The organism is Candidatus Symbiobacter mobilis CR (assembly GCF_000477435.1).
Classification (GTDB): domain Bacteria; phylum Pseudomonadota; class Gammaproteobacteria; order Burkholderiales; family Burkholderiaceae_C; genus Rhodoferax; species Rhodoferax mobilis.
Genome location: NC_022576.1, coordinates 2,025,316 through 2,043,670, shown reverse-complemented (window position 1 = coordinate 2,043,670; position 18,355 = coordinate 2,025,316). Strand labels below are relative to the sequence as shown.

Here is an 18,355-nt window from a genome sequence, read left to right as displayed (position 1 = left end):
CATCGACGCTTGTCTATGGCAAGGAATGTTGCACATCGTTAGAACCTATTCCAGTAGGGGCTGCGCCATCGCATTGCACGTGGCGGCGGTGCTCGGAATCCTCATGTACTGTCAGTACATTCCGGTTCCTGCGCTCCGGCGCCACGCACACTGCTTCGGCTCGCCTGCCTACTGAAATTGGTTCTTACTCCCCAAATACCGTCAACCACAGCGTGAGGATGGCTTCCCGCTCTTCCCGCAACGCAGTGTCAGGCACCTTGGCCGGGGCTTCGTCGAGCCGGGCGTGGTGTTGCGCTTGGCGTAGCGCACGGTAGGCGCTGGCGGCACGTCGGCCCAGCCCTTCCGGCAGCAGGCCCAGCGATTCCGCGCGTTCGAGCAAGGCGGTATTCCCCACATTGGCCGCCAGCGCCGCGTGCTGGTGCGACTGCGACAGTACGAGGAACTGTGTCACGAATTCCGTATCGATCATTCCCCCGGGGCTGTGCTTGATGTCGAAGATCCCCTGCGGTACGGGGTGCGCTTGCGCCAGCTTGCGCCGCATTGCACGAACTTCCTCCCGCAGGGCATCGGCATCGCGTTGGGTGGTCAGAACAGCGTGGCGCACGGTGTCGAAGCGCTCGCGCATCGCTTCGTCCCCCAGCACACAACGCGCCCGGGTGATGGCTTGGTGTTCCCACGTCCACGCGGTGTTCGACCCCCGCTGTTGCTGGTACCCGGCATACGACTCCAAGCTCGTGATCAGCAGGCCCGCGTTGCCGTTGGGGCGCAGCGCGGTGTCGATTTCGTACAAATCGCCTTCGCCTGTTTTGACCGTCAGCCACTGGATGAGCTTGCGCACCAGCGCCGCGTAGGCTTCGTGGGCGCGTTCGTCTTTGTCCTTGTCCTCGTAGACGAAGACGAGATCAAGGTCGCTGCCGTACCCCAGCTCCTTGCCGCCCAGTTTGCCGTAGGCCAGGATGCCGAAGGCAGGCTGGGGCCGGTGCGCCTTGGGTAGCCGCTCCCAACACCAACGCGCCACGATGCACAGCACGGCGTCGGCCAGGGCGCTGAGGTCGTCGGCGACTTCTTCGACACGCAAGCGCCCTTCGACGTCGCGGGTCAGCGTGCGGAACACCTCGGCATGGTGCGCGCGGCGCAGCAGGTTGAGCAGAGATTCCTCGTCGTCCTCCCCGGTATTGCGTAACGACGCACGGCGGCGCTCCAGCTCTGCGTCGAAGGCGGCCGCATCGAAACGCTCGTCGAGCAGCCCCGCATCGGCCAGCTCATCGATCACCCCGGGGTGGAGTTGCAGGTATTTGGCAGGCCACCGTGCAGCACCGAGTAGCCGCAGCAGGCGGCCCAGGATGGTGGGGCGCTCGCGCAGCAAGACGAGGTAGCTCTCCCGCCGCAGCACGGATTCCAGCCAGTCCAGCAAGCGCAAGATGGCTTCAGGCGTGGTTTTTCCGCTGCGCATCCATCGCAGCACGCGCAGCAGCAACGCAGCCAGCCGCTCGCGGGATTTGTCGCGCAGCGCCAGCACTTTCGGGCGCCCGATCCATTGGCGGATCTGCTCGGCAAAAGGCTGCGGCAAATCGGCCAGGACGGAGTCGAGTGCGGCTGCATCCGTATGCTGCCCAGCGCGGCTCGCACCCAGCAAGGTGTCGAATTCCTGCTCCACGCGGCTGCGGTGCAGGGCAAGCGTGTCGAGCAGTTCCTGTGCGTTGGCCATTCCCATCGTGGCGGCGATCCATTCCCGATCGGGTTCGGCAATGGGCACGGCGTGTGTCTGCGCGTCGTCGAGGTACTGAATACGGTGCTCGACCTCGCGCAAAAAGGTGTAGGCCCCCGCCAGGCTGCGTGCGGTGTCTTCGGGCATCAACCCGGCTTCAACGATACGCGGCAACGCACCCAGGGTCGCACGGCAGCGCAATTCGGGGTACTGCCCGCCGCGCACGACTTGCAGGAGCTGTACGGTGAATTCGATCTCCCGAATCCCCCCGCGCCCTAACTTCACGTCGTCGGCGCGCTCGGGCCGCCCGGCACTGGTGCGCAGGGCATGGCTTCGAATCTCGCGATGGAGCGCACGCAGCGCTTCAAACACCCCGTAATCCAGGTATTTGCGAAAAACGAAAGGAGAGACAACGTTGCGCAACGGCTGGGTGGCCAGATCGTCCATCGCAGAAACGGGCGCGACGACGCGGCTCTTGAGCCAGGCAAAGCGCTCCCATTCCCTGCCGTGGACATGCAGGTATTCCTCCAGCGCATCGAGAGACACCGCCGCCGGGCCGCTGCCCCCATGCGGACGCAGCGCCAGATCGACTCGAAAAACGAAACCATGCCCGGTGCTGTCGCCCACAAGGGCATAGACACCGCGAACCACTCGCGCAAAGTACTCATGGTTCGACAGACGGGAACGGCCCAGGGCGCTTCCATCGGTATCGCCATCCTCGTCGTACACGTAGACCAAGTCGATGTCGCTGGAGACATTCAGCTCGCACGCGCCGAGCTTGCCCATCCCCACGACCCAGAGCTGCGCACGCTGGCCGCTGGCGGTGCGTGGCGCGCCGTGGCATTCATCCAGTTCCAGGACCACACTGCGCACGGCGATATCAAGCGCAAATTCGGCCAGATTCGTCATGCACGTCGTCACGTCGGCCAGGGTGGCCTGGCGCGTGCAATCCAGCGTCAGCAGGCGCTCGACGACGAGATGGCGCAAAACGCGCAGCGCCGCTGCGGTATCGAGCCTTGCATCAAGCAAGCGGGCATGGCAGCGCTGCAAGTGCTCCAGCGTAGGCACGCCGGGGTCGAGCCAACTCAGCTCGACGGCATAACGGCGGTAGACACGCTGGGCAAAACGGGAGTACTCTGCCAGGGAGGGCTTGGTCATAATCGTTCGCGCAACGTGGAACCAATTTCAGTATGGAATAGGTTCTTATCCCTGGGGCACAGTGGCATCAATGTCGCACTTCTTCCGCCAATGCTGGTTGGCTGGCACCCACCTCGTGTTCTGGGCGGTGGTGCTGGCGTGGGTGCTTCTGGCTGCTGCGTGGGGCGCGCTGCACTGGTGGATTGTGCCGCGCATCGACGATTGGCGGCCTTTCCTCGAACGGCAGGTATCCCAGTCGCTGGGGACCACGGTGCGCATCGGCGCCATTCATGTCCGCGACAGTGGTTGGTTCCCTACTTTTGCGTTGCACGACGTGCGTTTGATCGATGCCGAGGGCCGCGTGGCACTCTCACTGCCGCAGACGATCGCCAGCATTTCCGCGCACTCGCTGTGGCGCCTGGGGTTCGAGCAGTTGTACGTCCTGCAACCCGAACTCGACATCCGCCGCAACGCCCAAGGCCAATGGATCGTCGGTGGGCTAACCCTCTCCGCGCAACCCAGCGGGGATTCTGCGGTGCTGGACTGGTTGTTTGCGCAACGCGAATTCGTCATCCACCAAGGCACCGTGCGATGGAACGACGAACTTCGCGGCGCAGCGCCCGTCGTGCTCCATGATCTGGGCGTAGTGCTGCGTAACCGGGGCCGCAGCCACGCCATCCGTTGGCAGGCCACGCCCCCTTCGGCATGGGGCCAGCCTTTCGTTGCCATGGGGACCTTCCAGCAGCCCTTGCTGTCGAGGCATCCCGGTCGCTGGCGCGACTGGAATGGGGAGTGGTATGCCTTACTGCCGCACGTCGATGTAGCGCGTGTTTCCCGGCAAATGGGTATCGACCTTCCCCTACGCCAAGGAGGCGGCGCCCTCCGGCTCTGGGCCGATGTGCGCCGTGGCCGCATGGAGCAGGTGCTGGTCGATACGGCTTTGGTACGACTACACGGGGCTTTTGCTACCGATCTGCCTGTCCTATCGCTGTCGCGCATGCAAGGGCGTCTGGGCGCCCAATTCCTGAAAGGGGAAACCAGGTACTCTGCCCGGTCTCTGGCGCTGGTGACTACGCGGGAAGAACGCGCCACCGTCGGGAACCTCGTGCTCATGCTGCGCGATCCCGGCGTACGGGGAATACGCGGCGGCACGTTCCACGGGGAAGGCATCGACCTCGCAGGCATGGCGCGGCTCGTTCCCCATCTACCCGTAGATGCACAGGTTCGCACCGCCATCGCGCAATACCAACCCCAAGGCTTGCTGCATACCCTGGATGCATACTGGGAAGGCACTGCGGAGCGCTGGACACGCTACGGCGCCCAGGGAAAGCTGCGCGCAACAAAATGGGCCGCTGCATCGGGTTGGCCCGGCTGGCAGGGTGCAGACTTCGATGTCTACCTCGACCAGGACGCAGGCCGGGTTGGCGTGTCGATGGCAGCGGGGCGCATCCTTGCCCCTGGCGTCCTACCTGACGGAGAAGTCGCCGTGGAGCGCCTGAACGGCCAGGCGCGCTGGCGCGTGACGGGCAACCACCTGCTCGTACAGGTCGACGACTTGACCTTCGCCAATGCCGATGCGCAAGGACAAGCACGGATGCGGTGGGAAACCGGTGGGGGAGCAACGCCGACACCTGCTGCACGCTTGCCCGGCGTGCTTGATCTGTACGCCACGCTCTCGCGGGCCGACGGCAAGCAGGTGCATCGCTACCTCCCTCTGGTGATTCCTCAGGAAGCGCGGGACTACGTGCGCAACGCCGTGCAAGAAGCCCGTTCCTCCCACGTCGAGTTCCGGGTGCGCGGCCCGCTCGACAAGCTGCCGCGCTTCCACGCCGGAGAAGGGGTGTTCCGGGTCCGCGCGCAAGTGGAGAACGCCACGTTTGCGTACGTCCCTACGGCATTCCAGCCATCGGGCACGCTGCCCTGGCCGGTGCTGCGCGGGCTGCAAGGTGAACTGGAGATCGACGGCATGCGGCTGCAAGTGCGCAATGCCACTGCGCGCGTCGGCGACGCCTTGCAGGCCAGGGGTATCGATGTGGGTATTGCCGACCTCGAACATCCGCAGGTACGGGTTCATGCAGCACTCCGTGGCCCGGCGACACAGTGGCTCCGCACGGTGCGTGCATCGCCGCTGGATGGGCTGACCGCAGGCGTGCTGCAACAGGCTACCGCAAGCGCAGACTTGGCCGGCGAATTCGACTTGACGATCGACCCCGCCGCCCCGCACGACGCACAGTTGCGCGCAGCGCTGACCTTCGCGGGCAACGAGCTCCAGCTCCTGCCGACCTTGCCCAGGCTCCAACAACTGCGCGGGCGGCTGACGTTTACCGAATCCGGGTTGTCCGTGGCCGGTATCCAGGCACATGCATTGGGGGGAACCGTTCGCTTCGAAGGCGGTATGCACCTGAGCGACGGGCCGATGCCCCACAACACACCGACCACTGTCCGCGTTGCAGGGACGGCGACTGCGGAGGGGCTGCGCAAAGCGACGGAGCTGGGGCCGGTATCCAAGCTGGCGCGGTGGGCGCGAGGTACTGCGGGCTACGTCCTGTCCCTCGGCATGCGCCAGGGAAAGCTGGAATGGCAGCTCACCACGCCACTGCGCGGCATGGCGCTCACCCTGCCTGCTCCGCTGGCCAAGGCTGCCGAATCCAGCCTGGGCGTGCAATACCGCGTCAGCGCCACGGGGGCCAAGTCCACGCTGGAGCGCACGAGCATCTTCGTCGGCACGCAGTTGCGAGCCTGGATCGAGCACGACGCGGCATCTGCCCGGCGAGGTGTCATCGAAGTCGGCGCGCAACCCGGCGAAGCTCCTCCGGCACCGCATGTGGGCATTGGCATTCACATCCATCTGCCACAGGTGGACATCGACGCATGGCAGGACGTCCTGGCGCAATGCGGCGCCGATCCTGCCGAGGAAGCAACGGCATACCTCCCCTCGGTCGTCGCATTGCATTCCAACACCGTGCGATTCGGAAACCGGGACTTTCGCAAAGTGATGTTGAGGGCTACGCGGGCAGGAGCGCTGTGGAAAGCAACCCTGGAAGCCGAGGAAGCTGCGGGAATTGTGGAATACCTTCCACCCGGAGCGCCCGGTATGCAGGCAGGACGGGTGCTGGCGCGGTTGGAGCGGCTGGCGCTGTCCCCCGGAGCTACCCGCGACGTCGAAAACCTGCTGGCCAATCCACCGCAATCGATCCCCGCGCTCGACGTGACCGTCGACGCCTTTTCGTGGCGTGGCAAACCCTTGGGCAAACTCGAAGTGCAGGCTACCAACCGCGCAGTGCCTGCGCCAGCCAAGGGCGCGACCCAACGCGAGTGGCGGCTGGCCTTGTTGCGCCTGACCCTGCCCGAAGCCAGCTTCGCAGCATCCGGAAGCTGGGTGGCGCGCGGTTCGAACCGTACCACGCTGGACTTCACGCTGGACCTCGCCGACAGTGGCGCGCTCCTGCGCCGCTTCGGGATGCATGACGTGGTGGCGGGCGGCAAGGGCCATCTGCGTGGCACAGTCGGATGGGTCGGCTCGCCCATGCAACCGGACTACGGCACCATGGATGGAGCGGTGGCAATCGACGTGTCTTCCGGCCAATTTCTGCAGGCCGAACCCGGTGTAGCCAAGCTGCTGGGGGTGCTGAGCCTGCAATCCCTGCCCCGGCGCCTGACGCTGGACTTTCGGGACGTATTCCGCAAGGGCTTCGCCTTCGATTTCGTGCGGGGCAATGCCACGCTCGACAAAGGCATAGCCAGCACGCGCAACCTGGTCATGAAAGGGGTCAACGCCGCAGTGCTGATGGAGGGGTCTGCCGACATCGAGCACGAAACGCAGGATATTCAGGTCGTCGTCATTCCCGAAATCAACGCGGGAACGGCTTCGCTACTCGCATCGATGATCAACCCCGCAATTGGCCTGGGTACGCTGCTTGCGCAAGTTTTTCTGCGTGGCCCACTGATCAAATCCGCGACGCAGGAGTTCCGCGTTCGTGGCAGTTGGGCTGACCCCGAAGTGACCCAGGTACCCCGCTCCACCGAAACACCCACGCCATGAACTTCGTGCGCCGCCCTGTTCTGCTGCTCTCACTCATCCTTGCTACATGGATGCTGGGGGCGTGCTCGATCCTGCCCTGGTGGGAGCCGGATGTTCCCGACCAAGTCCAACGGCCCCAAGGCCCCGGCAATAGCCGCTGGGTCCCGACAGACTGGAGCGAACTGCCCGGTTTCGACGACGACAAGCTGCACGAAGCCTGGAACGCCTGGGTACGCAATTGCGCGCTCCCCCATCCGGCGTTTGCCCCACTGTGCCCGGACATTCGGCGCCTCAGCCTCGCTGGCGAAGCGCAAAAACGTGCGTGGATCGTCGACAACCTGGAGCCATACCGCGTCGAATCGATGCAAGGCAGCGCGCAGGGGCTGCTGACCGCGTATTTCGAGCCGGAACTGGAAGGGCGGCGACAGCCCGAACCGGGTTTTGCCGTACCGGTGTACCGCCCCCCGCATGGGTTGGAGCGAGGCGAAGCCTGGTACAGCCGACGCGAGATGGACACGAACGCCTCGGCCCGCGCATCCCTGCGTGGGCGCGAGATCCTGTACCTGGCCGACCCCGTGCAGGCGATGCTGCTCCAGACCCAGGGATCAGGCAGGGTGCGTATCACCGAACCCGACGGAACCCGCAGGCTGGTGCGACTGGCCTTTGCCGCGCACAACGGGCACCCCTACCGCAGCATCGCACGGTGGCTGCTCGACGAAGGCGAGGTGCGCGATGCCTCTTGGGCAGGAATCCAGGCATGGGCACAGCGCAACCCGGACCAGGTCGATGCACTGATGCACCGCAACCCTCGGGTCGTGTTTTTTCGTGAAGAGCCGATGGACGCTACCGCCGCAGCGGCAGGCCCCAAAGGTTCGCAAGGGGTGGCGCTGACCCCAGGCAGATCGGTGGCCATCGACCCGCAAAGCATCCCGTATGGCGCGCCTATCTGGCTTGTCGCGCCCGCAGCCGGGCTACGGCGCCTGGTATTCGCGCAAGACAGCGGCGGTGCGATTCGCGGCGCGGTCCGTGCAGACTATTTCGCTGGGTGGGGATCGGAAGCCGGAGAATGGGCAGGGAGGGTCAGGCAAAATCTGCAAATGTGGGTTCTATGGCCCAAAGCGTCTTGACCCAGGTACCAAGAACCTATTCCAAGCACACCTTGGCATACCTGGGCACAGTAGCGCAGGCGAAGGGCCACGCCACGCCGGGTTTTTTTCCAGAAAGGCAGCACCATGAACCACCACTCCACCATGCGCGACATCGACGAGCGCACCAATCTCACGAGCAAGAGCATGTTCGAGCTCTTGCTATTCCGGTTGGGCGAGGCCCCCGGCACCAACCGGCGCGAACTCTTTGGCATCAACGTTTTCAAGGTACGCGAGATTCTCGTCATGCCCGAAATCACCTCCATGGTGAACTCCCCCCCCTCAGTCATGGGGGTGGCGAACATCCGGGGCCAGATGATCACCGTCATCAACTTGCCGATGATCGTCGGCTGCAACCCCTCCAAGGGGCTGGGCATCCTGCTCGTGACGGAATTTGCGCGCACAACCCAGGCTTTCGCCGTCGAGGAAGTCAACGAAATCGTCCGGCTGGAATGGAAGCAGGTACTGTCTGCCGAAGGGCGGGGCGGCGGCCTGGTGACGAGCATCGCCCGTCTCGACGGCGATGCCGAGGACACCCGCCTCGCGCAGGTGCTGGATGTAGAGCAAATTTTGCGTGACGTCTTTCCCGATCAGCACGCCATAGAAGTCGACCTTGACGGCAGACTCCACCTGCCCGCAGGTTCGGTGATCCTTGCCGCAGACGACTCTGCCGTGGCCCGCGCGATGATCGAAAAGAGCCTGCAAGCGATGGGCGCGCCGTACATCATGACCAAGAGTGGCCGCGAAGCCTGGGAGCGCCTCCAGCAAATCGAAGAACAAGCCCGGCTGCAAGGTTTGTCGGTGAGCGACAAAGTCGCGCTCGTGCTTTCCGACCTCGAGATGCCCGAGATGGACGGGTTCACACTCACCCGCCACATCAAGCAGGATGGGCGTTTCAGCTCCATCCCCGTCGTGATCCATTCTTCGCTGACTGGCGCGACCAACGAAGACCACGTCCGCAAGGTCGGCGCGGACGGGTATGTTGCCAAATTCGTCGCCGAAGAGCTGGCGCAAACCATCAGCAAGGTGCTGACGCGCTGAGGCCCAGCCTGCTGCGTGGCCGCGCCCATGGCGGATGCCGCCGCTCTTGCAAGGGATGGAAGCGCTGCATTTGCATTGAGGCAGGAGCGGCGGCAGCCCCGATAAGGGTGTCCACTTGCCGGGGCTGTTTCTCGCAATCGTCGTTCCAGCCCGGTAGTTCCACTGGAATGCCGGGCGTCGCACTCTAGAACACCACATGAATACAATGGCCCGCTTGCCCATGTGGGCCATTTTTGTTGGTACTTGTTGATTTTTTTGGAGTTTTCCGTGCTCATTCCTGCTGCATTCGCCCAGGCTGCCACCGTTCCCGCCGGGGAGGCTGCTTCTCCTTGGGTGGGGATGCTTCCGCTGGTGTTGATGTTCGTGGTGCTCTACTTTTTGATGATCCGGCCGCAGATGAAGAAGGCGAAGGAGCACAAGACCATGGTTGATGCCCTCGCCAAAGGGGACGAGATCGTTTGCATCGGAGGAATGCTGGGCAAGGTCAGCAAACTGGGGGACAGCTTTCTGAGCGTGGAAATCGCGCAAGGCGTCGAAGTGCAGATCCAACGCAGCGCGGTCGTGCAAATCCTCCCCAAGGGCACCATCCGCTAAATCGCGTGGCTACCGTGCCGGTTTGCCGGTTCCCTAGGCGTATCCGTTCCCTACCCGGCAGCGCTTGTAGCGCCTTTTTGCAGGTCACTTGAGGGTCGTATGAATCGCTATCCATCTTGGAAATACGCAATCATTGTCATTGCGTGGATCGTCGCGGGCTTATATGCCTTGCCCAATTTTTTCGGGGAATCCCCCGCAGTGCAAATTTCCAGCGCCAAGCCTGCCGTCGTCGTTGACGGGCGAACGTTGGCCAAGGTCGAAGATGCGCTGCGCAAAGCCGGGATCACTGCGGAGCGCGTCGCGCTCGATGGCGCATCGATCCGGGTTCGCCTGGCCGACACAAGCACCCAACTCCGCGCCAAGGACGTCATTGCCCGTGCGTTGGCTACGGAATCCACCGGATACGTCGTCGCACTGCATTTGCTGAATCGCTCTCCGGCCTGGCTGTCCACGTTGCGCGCTTCGCCGATGTACCTGGGGCTGGACTTGCGCGGCGGCGTGCATTTCATGCTGCAAGTGGATATGCAGGCCGCACTGGCCAAGCGTGCCGAATCGCAGGCGGGCGATCTGCGCACCAGCCTGCGCGAGAAAAACATCCGCCACGCCGGGATCACCCGCACCCGGCAGACGATTGAGCTGCGTTTCCGCGATACCTCCGCTGTGGTGGCAGCCCGTTCCGTGCTGCAAGACGAATTTGCGGATTTGGTTGTACAAGAACAATCCCAAGGCGGAGATGTGCAGCTCGTCGCGACGATCCGGCCCGAAGCCGCACGGCGCGTGCAGGAACAGGCGCTCAAGCAGAACATCACGACGCTGCACAACCGGATCAACGAATTGGGCGTGGCCGAACCCGTGATCGCACAACAGGGTTTGGATCGCATCGTCGTCCAGCTTCCCGGCGTGCAAGACACTGCCAAAGCCAAGGACATCCTCGGACGCACCGCGACACTCGAAGTGCGCATGGTCGACGAAAGCGTCGAAGCCAACGCGGCAGAAGCCGGTACCGGCCCAGTGCCCTACGGCTCCGAAAGCTACAAAGAGCGCAGCGGTGCAATCGTCATCGTCAAGAAACAAGTCATCTTGACCGGAGAAAACCTGACCGACGCCCAACCTGGCTTTGACAGCCAGACGCAGGAACCGACGGTCAACTTGAACCTGGATGCCAAGGGCACGCGCGTTTTCCGCGATGTCACGCGCGAAAACGTCGGCAAGCGTATGGCCATCCTCCTGTTCGAAAAAGGGCAGGGGGAAGTCGTCACCGCACCCGTCATCCGCACGGAAATCGGCGGGGGCAGGGTGCAGATCTCGGGGCGGATGACCACGGTGGAGGCGCACGACATCGCACTGCTGCTGCGTTCGGGTTCACTGGCCGCTCCGATGGACATCATCGAAGAAACGACCATCGGCCCCAGCCTGGGCGCAGAAAACATCGCCAAAGGCTTCCACAGCGTGGCTTGGGGTTTCCTGGCTGTCGCCTTGTTCATGTGCATGTACTACATGCTTTTTGGGGTGTTTTCGAGCATTGCCCTCGCATTCAATCTGCTGCTGCTCGTCGCCGTCCTGTCGATGCTGCAAGCCACGCTCACCCTGCCTGGCATGGCAGCCATGGCGCTGGTGCTAGGCATGGCCATCGACGCGAACGTGCTCATCAACGAACGTGTGCGGGAGGAACTGCGCAGCGGCGCAGCACCACAGCTTGCTATCCACACCGGCTACGAGCGTGCCTGGGCGACGATCTTCGATTCGAACATCACCACGCTCATCGCGGGTCTGGCGCTGCTGGCCTTTGGTTCCGGGCCTGTGCGCGGCTTTGCCGTGGTGCATTGCCTGGGTATTCTGACGAGCATGTTTTCCGCAGTGTTTTTCTCGCGGGGGTTGGTCAATCTTTGGTACGGCAGCAGGAGTCGGCTCCAGTCGGTATCGATCGGAACAGTGTGGCGCCCCCACCCCGTTCCCCCCACTACAGCGTGATCGAGGTACGGTATGGAATTTTTCCGGATTCGGCGTGACATCCCCTTCATGCGCCACGCGCTGGCGTTCAACATCATCTCGATACTGACGTTTTTGGCTGCGGTGTACTTTTTGTGGGCGCGGGGGTTGCACCTCTCGGTCGAATTCACGGGGGGGACATTGATGGAGGTCACCCATGCGAAAGTCGTCGAGCTTTCGCAAGTACGCGATGCGGTGGCGAAGCTGGGCTTTGCAGATGTGCAGGTCCAGCACTTTGGCACCACGCAAGACGTGCTCATCCGCCTACCGGCACAAAAAGGAGTGACTTCTGCCGCACAAAGTACCAAGGTTCTCGAAGCATTGCGCGCCATCGACCCGCAAACCTCGCTGCGACGCACGGAATTCGTTGGCCCGCAGGTGGGGGAGGAACTGGCCGTCGATGGCTTGCTCGCGCTGGCCTTCGTCGTCATCGGGATCGTGCTGTACCTGGCTTTTCGCTTCGAGTGGAAATTCGCCGTCGCCGCCATCATCGCCAACCTGCATGACGTCATCATCATCTTGGGGTTCTTCGCGTTCTTCCAGTGGGAGTTTTCGTTGTCGGTGCTGGCGGCAGTACTGGCGGTGCTGGGCTATTCGGTCAACGAGTCCGTCGTCATCTTCGACCGTATCCGGGAAAACTTCCGCCGCTACCGCAAGATGGACACGATCGACATCATCAACAACGCCATTACCTCGACGATGAGCCGCACGATCATCACGCATGGTTCGACGCAGATGATGGTGCTCTCGATGCTGCTCTTCGGGGGGGCCACCCTGCACTACTTCGCGCTGGCGTTGACGATCGGCATCCTGTTCGGTATTTATTCCTCGGTCTTCGTCGCTGCTGCCATCGCCATGTGGCTGGGCATTGCGCGGGAAGATTTGGTCAAGGCTGGCGCTGGCACCACGCTGGATCGCAACGATCCCAACGCTGGCGCCGTAGTCTGAGGCGTGTACGGAACGCCAAAATAGGTATGGCTTCAACGGGATCAGATCGCAGACACCAAGCACTCGCCGACAAGGTTCGTCTGCGTTTGGTGGCCGAACTGTCCCAATCGATGGACACCCTGGCCCAACGGGTGCGCGAACGCTTGCTCGAACTGCTCGACCAACCCGCCAGTTCCAAAGACGCACAACTGCGCCGCGATGCATGGACGCTCTACCAACGCCACCAGGCGCTGTGGTGCGATGCGACACGGCGTGCGTGGCAAGCAGCCCTCCAGCCCACGCCCTCGACGCGCAGCGGCCCGCTGGCGCTGGACGCCGGCTTGCAGCTCGTCGGCACCGACGTGGTGGAAAACCGCATCCTGGCATCGCGGCTGGCGCTGGGGGTCATGGAACACGCCGCCAGCGAAGTCAATGATTTGCGCAAGCGGCTCAAGTCGCTGCAAGCCGAGGAAACCCTCTCCCCCCAGGACATCGTCCACCCCGAAAGTCTGGCACTGCCTCTGATTGAGCAATGGGGGCATTGCGGACTGCTGCGCGAATACTGGGCGCTGGTGCATGACACCATCCAGAAATTGCTGGGCTTACAGCTCAAAGAGATCTACGCGCACTGCAACGCCGAGTTGATCGACCATGGCGTGCTTCCCGTGATCGAATTCGTTGCTCGCCCACGCAACGACACACTGTCTGCTCCCATAGGAGGCGGCACCACCCGTCAAACTGGTGGCGGCACAAGCGGCCACGCGCCTTCACACGTAGCCCAGCGCAGCGGTGGCCAGGACAGAATGGCCCGGCCAGCAGACCACTACGCTGGCGGCATGTCGCCCCGTTCGCATCGGCTCGGCAATGCGCGGGGAATTCTGGATCGCGTCAGCCGTTTGATCGGAGACCTTGTGCCCCAGCGCGGCGCTGTGGACACAAGGGGTGCCGTGGACACTGCACACCACGGCGCGCCCCACACTGTCCCCTACACCGCACCATCGGAAAGCCTGCTCCAAGCCTTGCAGCAGCAACCCACTTTCGATTCGCAGCTCCAAGCACAAGTGCCCGAAGGCTATGAAGTGCAGTACGCCCCGGTCGTGATCGAACGCGTCGCCAGCGGGCTGCGGCAACAGACCAGCTCGATCAAAGCCCACGCCAAAAGCGACAGCGAAAAGGCCATCATTGAGCTTATCGCGCTGATGTTCCAGTCGATCCTGCAGGAAGATCGCATCCCCACGGGGGTGCGGGTGTGGTTTGCGCGCTTGCAAATCCCGGTGCTGCGGGTGGCGCTGGCCGAGCCTGATTTTTTTCAGAAACTCGACCATCCCGCACGCCAGCTCATCGACCGCATGGGGTCGTGCGTGCTGGGCTTCGATGCCAGCGGAATCAGCAGCGCAGCGCTCGAAACCGAAATTAAGCGCATCGTGCAGGTCATCGAGCAATACCCCGAAACCGGGCAGCGCGTCTACGTGCGGGTGTACGAAGAATTTCAGAGCTTTTTGCAGCAACACCTGGCACAGCGCAATGAATCCACCATCAAGGTCGTCGGGGTGGCACAGCAGGTCGAGCAAAAAGAGACCCTCGCCATTCAGTACACGATCGAGCTTCGCAACCAGATCCAAGACATGCCCGTGCGCGACGAAATCCGGGAGTTCCTGTACAAGGTCTGGGCAGAAGTGCTGGCCGTGTCGACGATCCGCCAAGGCGCACAACATCCCGACACGCTGCTCCTCAAGAAAACCGCAGCAGACCTGATCTGGGCTGCCAGCGCCAAGCCCAACCGCGCTGACCGTGCGCGGGTGATTGCTGACTTGCCCGACCTGCTCAAGAGTCTGCGTACCGGCATGGGGTCGCTGGGACTGCACAAGGCTGCGCAGGAAGTACACATCAAGATCATCAGCGACACCCTGGCCGATGCTTTCATGTCCAAGACGCACACCATTGCTGCGGAACAAGTGCAGGCTTTGGCCGAGCGGCTCGTGCATCTGGAAGACTATCTGTCCGACGACGGTACGGAGGAACTTCCGCTCGATGCGCAAAGCATTGAGGAGCTGTTCGAGGTCGATGCCTCGGAGCTGGAAGTCATCACCAGCGGGGGCAGTACCGCGAACCCCGAGGGCATTGAGTGGGCGCGTTCCCTCCAGCTTGGGGATTGGTTCACCCTGGATCACAACAGCAATGTGGCGCAAGTGCAGTACATGTGGCGCAGCCCGATGGGGCATCTGCACCTTTTTGCCAACCAGATCGGGCGCAGCTACTTGATCCAAAGCGCAAGGCTGGCCGCCTATCTTCAAGCGGGGTTGCTTGTTGCGCAGGAGGAAGAGTCCCTGACCGTTCGCGCCACCCGCGATGCCCTTGGCAAGATCGAAGCCAACCCGGAACGGCTGCTGGCCTGAGGAATGACAGCACTCCTGCGGCCTGTGCGGCCCCCTGTGCAAAAGCCCCGCACGGCACCCATTACAATCTTTGACCTATTCCCTGATAGCTCAGTTGGTAGAGCGCCGGACTGTTAATCCGTAGGTCCCTGGTTCGAGCCCAGGTCGGGGAGCCATGACAAGCCGTATAGGCATGAAAAAGCCTGCTACTTCATCAGTAGCAGGCTTTTTTCTTTGGCGTGCGTTGGTGTATGCGTTGGTGTAATTCCTGCGTGCAGTCGGCTATTCGCTTCGGCAGGAGTTATGCAAGAGGCGCAATATATTTTTCGTAAAAGCACCTATTTTTTGCCTTTAATGGGTGTATACACTGAAAATTCTGCACCTTCATACTCGATTGGGAGTTGTACCATGAGTTTGTCTTCTGTCACCAACCGCGACCAAGCCGCTACGCTTAGAGCGACCATTACTAGCATGCTCGAATCTCACCGTGCCAGCATGCGCGAATCTCACCAGCAGAGAGCAGATGCAAAGATACAGGAATTAAGTCAGTCATTCAAAATGTCTTCGGGGCCGCTCACGTCATCGGCGAGTGGCTTGGGTTCCAGTCAAAAGCAGCAAACGGGGACAACAGCCACGTTTTCAGAGGAGTCGTTGAGCTTGAGTTCTGGGTCGGGGTCGGGGAAGGTGGAGTCTGCTGCCACGTACACCTCGGCTCTTAGGATGTCCTCCACAAACACCAAAGTGGATGAGGGTGTCCAGATCGACAAAATGGGACCACAATTCACAATCGACATGAAAGCACGCATGGAGGCCGCCAAGGCCGCCTTCAACCGCTTCACATCCACAGCAAGCGCGGCCCCGCCAGTTCAGCAACAGACAGGGCAACAAGCTGGCATAGCCATGCTGACCCAGGCCAATGCACCGGCGCAGCAAGCGCTATCGTTATTCGCGTAAGCCGTTGGAACCGGGTCACTGGCTGACCCCGAAGGCCGACCATGGCATCTCTCGCTGTTACTCCCAGCGCAACGCGGTACGGCTCAACGCAGCGTGCGCTGGCGCAGGCCCGGCGCGCTGCCGAGCAAGCGCAGCAGACGGCCAGTACGCAGCAGGCGCAAGCGCGCGATGCGTGGAAAACCGTTGAACGCGCAGAAGCCGATGCACGGACTGCAGACGCACGGTCAAGCCAATCCACTGCCAAATCCGAGCAAGCGCAGCAAACCCTGGCAGCGCTTGGCAATTCCGGTCAAAGCCAGTCGCGGCCGCTGACATCGGTCAAAGCTGCACCTGACAAAGCTACACCTGAATATGCAGCGATGCGGTCCAACAATTCATCGTTGATCAACAAGCCAACCCAACGCTTGGGCGTGTTGGTTAACGCCATGGCCTGAAGCGCTAAGAACTTATTCCAGTAAGAACCTATTCCAGTAGGCAGGCCAGCCAAAGCAGGGTAAGGTAGACCCCGAATGCAAGACAAAAATGGAAGATGTCCTTCAACCCAGATAGTCCATGAGGGTTTGCAGGGCAGGTGGATGCAGTAGCAAGGCAGTTTGGGCCTGCATGAGGCGTTCCTAGCTTGCGCTATGAACAACGAAGAAGGGCAAAAATGGCCGCCAATACGCCGCCTGCACGCAAACAGCACCGAAGGTGCGCCGAATGGACTATTTGGGTTCATCGCCCAGCAGGCAAGCAGGCATAGCCAAATCGGCGTTCACGGTAAGATCATCCTTCTCACCCGCCATTCCCCCCAGCCATTCCTTCAGGGAGCCGCAGCGATGGTCGAACGTACTCTTTCCATCATCAAGCCCGATGCCGTCGCCAAGAACGTCATTGGCCAGATTTATTCCCGCTTCGAAGCGGCGGGGCTGCGGATCATCGCGGCCCGGATGCTGCATCTCTCCACTGCGCAGGCGCAGGGTTTCTATGCTGTGCATCGGGAACGTCCCTTTTTCAAGGACCTGGTGCAATTCATGACCTCCGGCCCCGTCATGGTGCAGGTGCTCGAAGGCCCAGATGCCATCCGCAAAAACCGCGAACTGATGGGCGCGACGGATCCCCAATTGGCTGCGCCAGGGACGATCCGCAGCGACTTCGCCAGCAGCATTGATGCCAACGCCGTCCATGGGTCGGATGGCCCCGAGACGGCTGCTTTCGAAATCGCGTACTTTTTCCCTGGTCTGGACATCCCCTCTCGCTGAGGTTCCCGCCTCCCTGGGCACCATGGCCGTCAACTTGCTGGACTACGACCACGATCACCTGAGCGTGTACTGCCAAACGCTGGGGGAACGGGGGTTTCGGGCCGCGCAACTTCTGCGCTGGATCCACCAGCGGGGCGTTGCCGACTTTGGTGCGATGACCGACTTGGCGCGCTCCCTGCGCAGCAAGCTCGCCGAACACGCTTATGTGCCTGCCATGCAGGTGCTCTCTCGCCAAGCTGCTGCGGATGGCACGATCAAATGGTTGTTCGATGTCGGCAATGGGGATGCCGTCGAAGCTGTTTTCATCGAAGACCCTGGCCGGGGCACCCTCTGCGTATCCTCGCAAGCAGGTTGCCCGATGGGTTGCCTGTTCTGCGCAACGGGGAACCAAGGGTTCAGCCGGAACCTGACGACTGCGGAAATCATCGGGCAGCTCTGGCATGTGGAGCACGATTTACGTTCCCAGGGTATCCATTCCCGGTTTTCGGATCGGGATCGTGCTATTACCAATGTCGTCATGATGGGCATGGGCGAGCCGCTGCAAAACTACCGTGCGCTCATTCCAGCATTGCGCCTCATGCTCGACGACCACGCCTACGGCTTGTCTCGCCGTCGGGTGACTGTGTCAACCGCTGGGGTCATTCCCAAGATCGACGCCTTGGCGCAGGACTGCCCCGTGGCGCTGGCCGTGTCTCTACACGCTCCCAACGACGCGCTGCGCAGCGAGCTTATGCCCTTGAATCGCAAATACCCTCTGGCCGATTTGCTCGACGCCTGCCAGCGCTACATCCAGTACGCCCCCCGGGACTTCGTCACCTTCGAATACTGCATGCTCGACGGAGTCAACGACCAGGATCGCCATGCCAACGAGCTTGTCGATCTGCTTCGCAGTCGCGGGCGCTCCTGGTGCAAGTGCAATCTCATCGCGTTCAACCCTTTTGCGCAGTCCGGGCTGCGCGCTTCGCCGCCGCAGCGGATCGAAGCCTTTGCGCACACCCTGTCCGCTGCAGGGATCGTCACGACCGTGCGCCGCACGCGCGGCGACGACATCGCGGCAGCCTGCGGGCAATTGGCCGGTGAGGTGCAGGATCGCACCCACGCAGAACAACGGATGCAGCGGCGCCACCTCGAATTCGGCCAACGCTGCAAGGTCGGTTCCCACGCCGCTGCCATTCGCAACGCATCGCACGCCATCCCATCGCACTCCATCCCTTGAGCAGGAT

The 18,355-nt window shown here is 62.3% G+C and carries 12 protein-coding genes and 1 tRNA gene; 12 read left to right on the top strand and 1 reads right to left on the bottom strand.

What is annotated here, in order from left to right; translation table 11 throughout:
- Positions 1-184: 184 nt before the first annotated feature.
- On the bottom strand, positions 185-2,866 hold the full coding sequence (gene glnE / locus CENROD_RS08395) for a bifunctional [glutamate--ammonia ligase]-adenylyl-L-tyrosine phosphorylase/[glutamate--ammonia-ligase] adenylyltransferase (protein ID WP_022774464.1): 2,682 nt from the start codon (positions 2,864-2,866) through the stop codon (positions 185-187).
- A gap of 70 nt (positions 2,867-2,936) precedes the next feature.
- Here glnE and CENROD_RS08390 point away from each other — a divergent pair, with 70 nt between their 5' ends.
- The 12 genes from CENROD_RS08390 to rlmN all read left to right on the top strand — a co-directional run bounded on the left by CENROD_RS08390 (position 2,937) and on the right by rlmN (position 18,348).
- Positions 2,937-6,887 (top strand): YhdP family protein, encoded by a 3,951-nt coding sequence (locus CENROD_RS08390; RefSeq protein ID WP_022774461.1) that lies wholly within the window; start codon positions 2,937-2,939, stop codon positions 6,885-6,887.
- A complete protein-coding gene (mltA, locus tag CENROD_RS08385) occupies positions 6,884-7,993 on the top strand; it encodes a murein transglycosylase A (RefSeq protein ID WP_022774458.1) in 1,110 nt (369 codons plus the stop codon). The genes CENROD_RS08390 and mltA overlap by 4 nt, the downstream gene beginning before the upstream one ends.
- A 105-nt stretch (positions 7,994-8,098) precedes the next feature.
- On the top strand, positions 8,099-9,052 hold the full coding sequence (locus CENROD_RS08380; RefSeq protein ID WP_022774455.1) for a chemotaxis protein: 954 nt from the start codon (positions 8,099-8,101) through the stop codon (positions 9,050-9,052).
- 267 nt (positions 9,053-9,319) lie between these two features.
- Positions 9,320-9,646: a preprotein translocase subunit YajC gene (gene yajC, locus CENROD_RS08375; RefSeq protein WP_022774451.1), complete on the top strand. Its 327-nt coding sequence runs from the start codon at positions 9,320-9,322 to the stop codon at positions 9,644-9,646.
- A 99-nt stretch (positions 9,647-9,745) separates the two neighbouring features.
- Positions 9,746-11,617, top strand: coding sequence for a protein translocase subunit SecD (gene secD, locus CENROD_RS08370; protein ID WP_022774448.1), 1,872 nt, complete (start codon positions 9,746-9,748; stop codon positions 11,615-11,617).
- 12 nt (positions 11,618-11,629) lie between these two features.
- Positions 11,630-12,583: a protein translocase subunit SecF gene (secF, locus tag CENROD_RS08365; protein WP_022774445.1), complete on the top strand. Its 954-nt coding sequence runs from the start codon at positions 11,630-11,632 to the stop codon at positions 12,581-12,583.
- A 26-nt stretch (positions 12,584-12,609) separates the two neighbouring features.
- Positions 12,610-14,958: a DUF1631 domain-containing protein gene (locus tag CENROD_RS08360; protein ID WP_022774441.1), complete on the top strand. Its 2,349-nt coding sequence runs from the start codon at positions 12,610-12,612 to the stop codon at positions 14,956-14,958.
- Positions 14,959-15,037: 79 nt separating this feature from the next.
- A tRNA-Asn gene (locus tag CENROD_RS08355) sits at positions 15,038-15,113 on the top strand.
- Positions 15,114-15,345: 232 nt separating this feature from the next.
- Complete coding sequence (locus CENROD_RS08350; RefSeq protein ID WP_041193432.1) at positions 15,346-15,891, top strand: hypothetical protein; 546 nt, start codon at positions 15,346-15,348, stop codon at positions 15,889-15,891.
- 41 nt (positions 15,892-15,932) lie between these two features.
- Positions 15,933-16,325: a hypothetical protein gene (locus tag CENROD_RS08345; RefSeq protein WP_022774435.1), complete on the top strand. Its 393-nt coding sequence runs from the start codon at positions 15,933-15,935 to the stop codon at positions 16,323-16,325.
- Between the two features lie 384 nt (positions 16,326-16,709).
- A complete protein-coding gene (gene ndk / locus CENROD_RS08340; protein ID WP_022774433.1) occupies positions 16,710-17,132 on the top strand; it encodes a nucleoside-diphosphate kinase in 423 nt (140 codons plus the stop codon).
- Between the two features lie 22 nt (positions 17,133-17,154).
- The gene (gene rlmN, locus CENROD_RS08335) at positions 17,155-18,348 is read left to right on the top strand and encodes a dual-specificity RNA methyltransferase RlmN (protein ID WP_022774431.1); all 1,194 of its coding nucleotides are present in this window, start codon (positions 17,155-17,157) and stop codon (positions 18,346-18,348) included.
- Positions 18,349-18,355 lie beyond the last annotated feature (7 nt).

Bases quoted from the DNA above. Each gene is read 5' to 3' on its own strand.
- CENROD_RS08380 (WP_022774455.1), top strand. From the start codon at position 8,099: ATGAACCACCACTCCACCATGCGCGACATCGACGAGCGCACCAATCTC.
- glnE (WP_022774464.1), bottom strand. From the start codon at position 2,866: ATGACCAAGCCCTCCCTGGCAGAGTACTCCCGTTTTGCCCAGCGTGTC.
- CENROD_RS08390 (WP_022774461.1), top strand. From the start codon at position 2,937: ATGTCGCACTTCTTCCGCCAATGCTGGTTGGCTGGCACCCACCTCGTG.
- secD (WP_022774448.1), top strand. From the start codon at position 9,746: ATGAATCGCTATCCATCTTGGAAATACGCAATCATTGTCATTGCGTGG.
- ndk (WP_022774433.1), top strand. From the start codon at position 16,710: ATGGTCGAACGTACTCTTTCCATCATCAAGCCCGATGCCGTCGCCAAG.
- CENROD_RS08360 (WP_022774441.1), top strand. From the start codon at position 12,610: ATGGCTTCAACGGGATCAGATCGCAGACACCAAGCACTCGCCGACAAG.
- rlmN (WP_022774431.1), top strand. From the start codon at position 17,155: ATGGCCGTCAACTTGCTGGACTACGACCACGATCACCTGAGCGTGTAC.
- secF (WP_022774445.1), top strand. From the start codon at position 11,630: ATGGAATTTTTCCGGATTCGGCGTGACATCCCCTTCATGCGCCACGCG.
- mltA (WP_022774458.1), top strand. From the start codon at position 6,884: ATGAACTTCGTGCGCCGCCCTGTTCTGCTGCTCTCACTCATCCTTGCT.
- CENROD_RS08345 (WP_022774435.1), top strand. From the start codon at position 15,933: ATGGCATCTCTCGCTGTTACTCCCAGCGCAACGCGGTACGGCTCAACG.
- CENROD_RS08350 (WP_041193432.1), top strand. From the start codon at position 15,346: ATGAGTTTGTCTTCTGTCACCAACCGCGACCAAGCCGCTACGCTTAGA.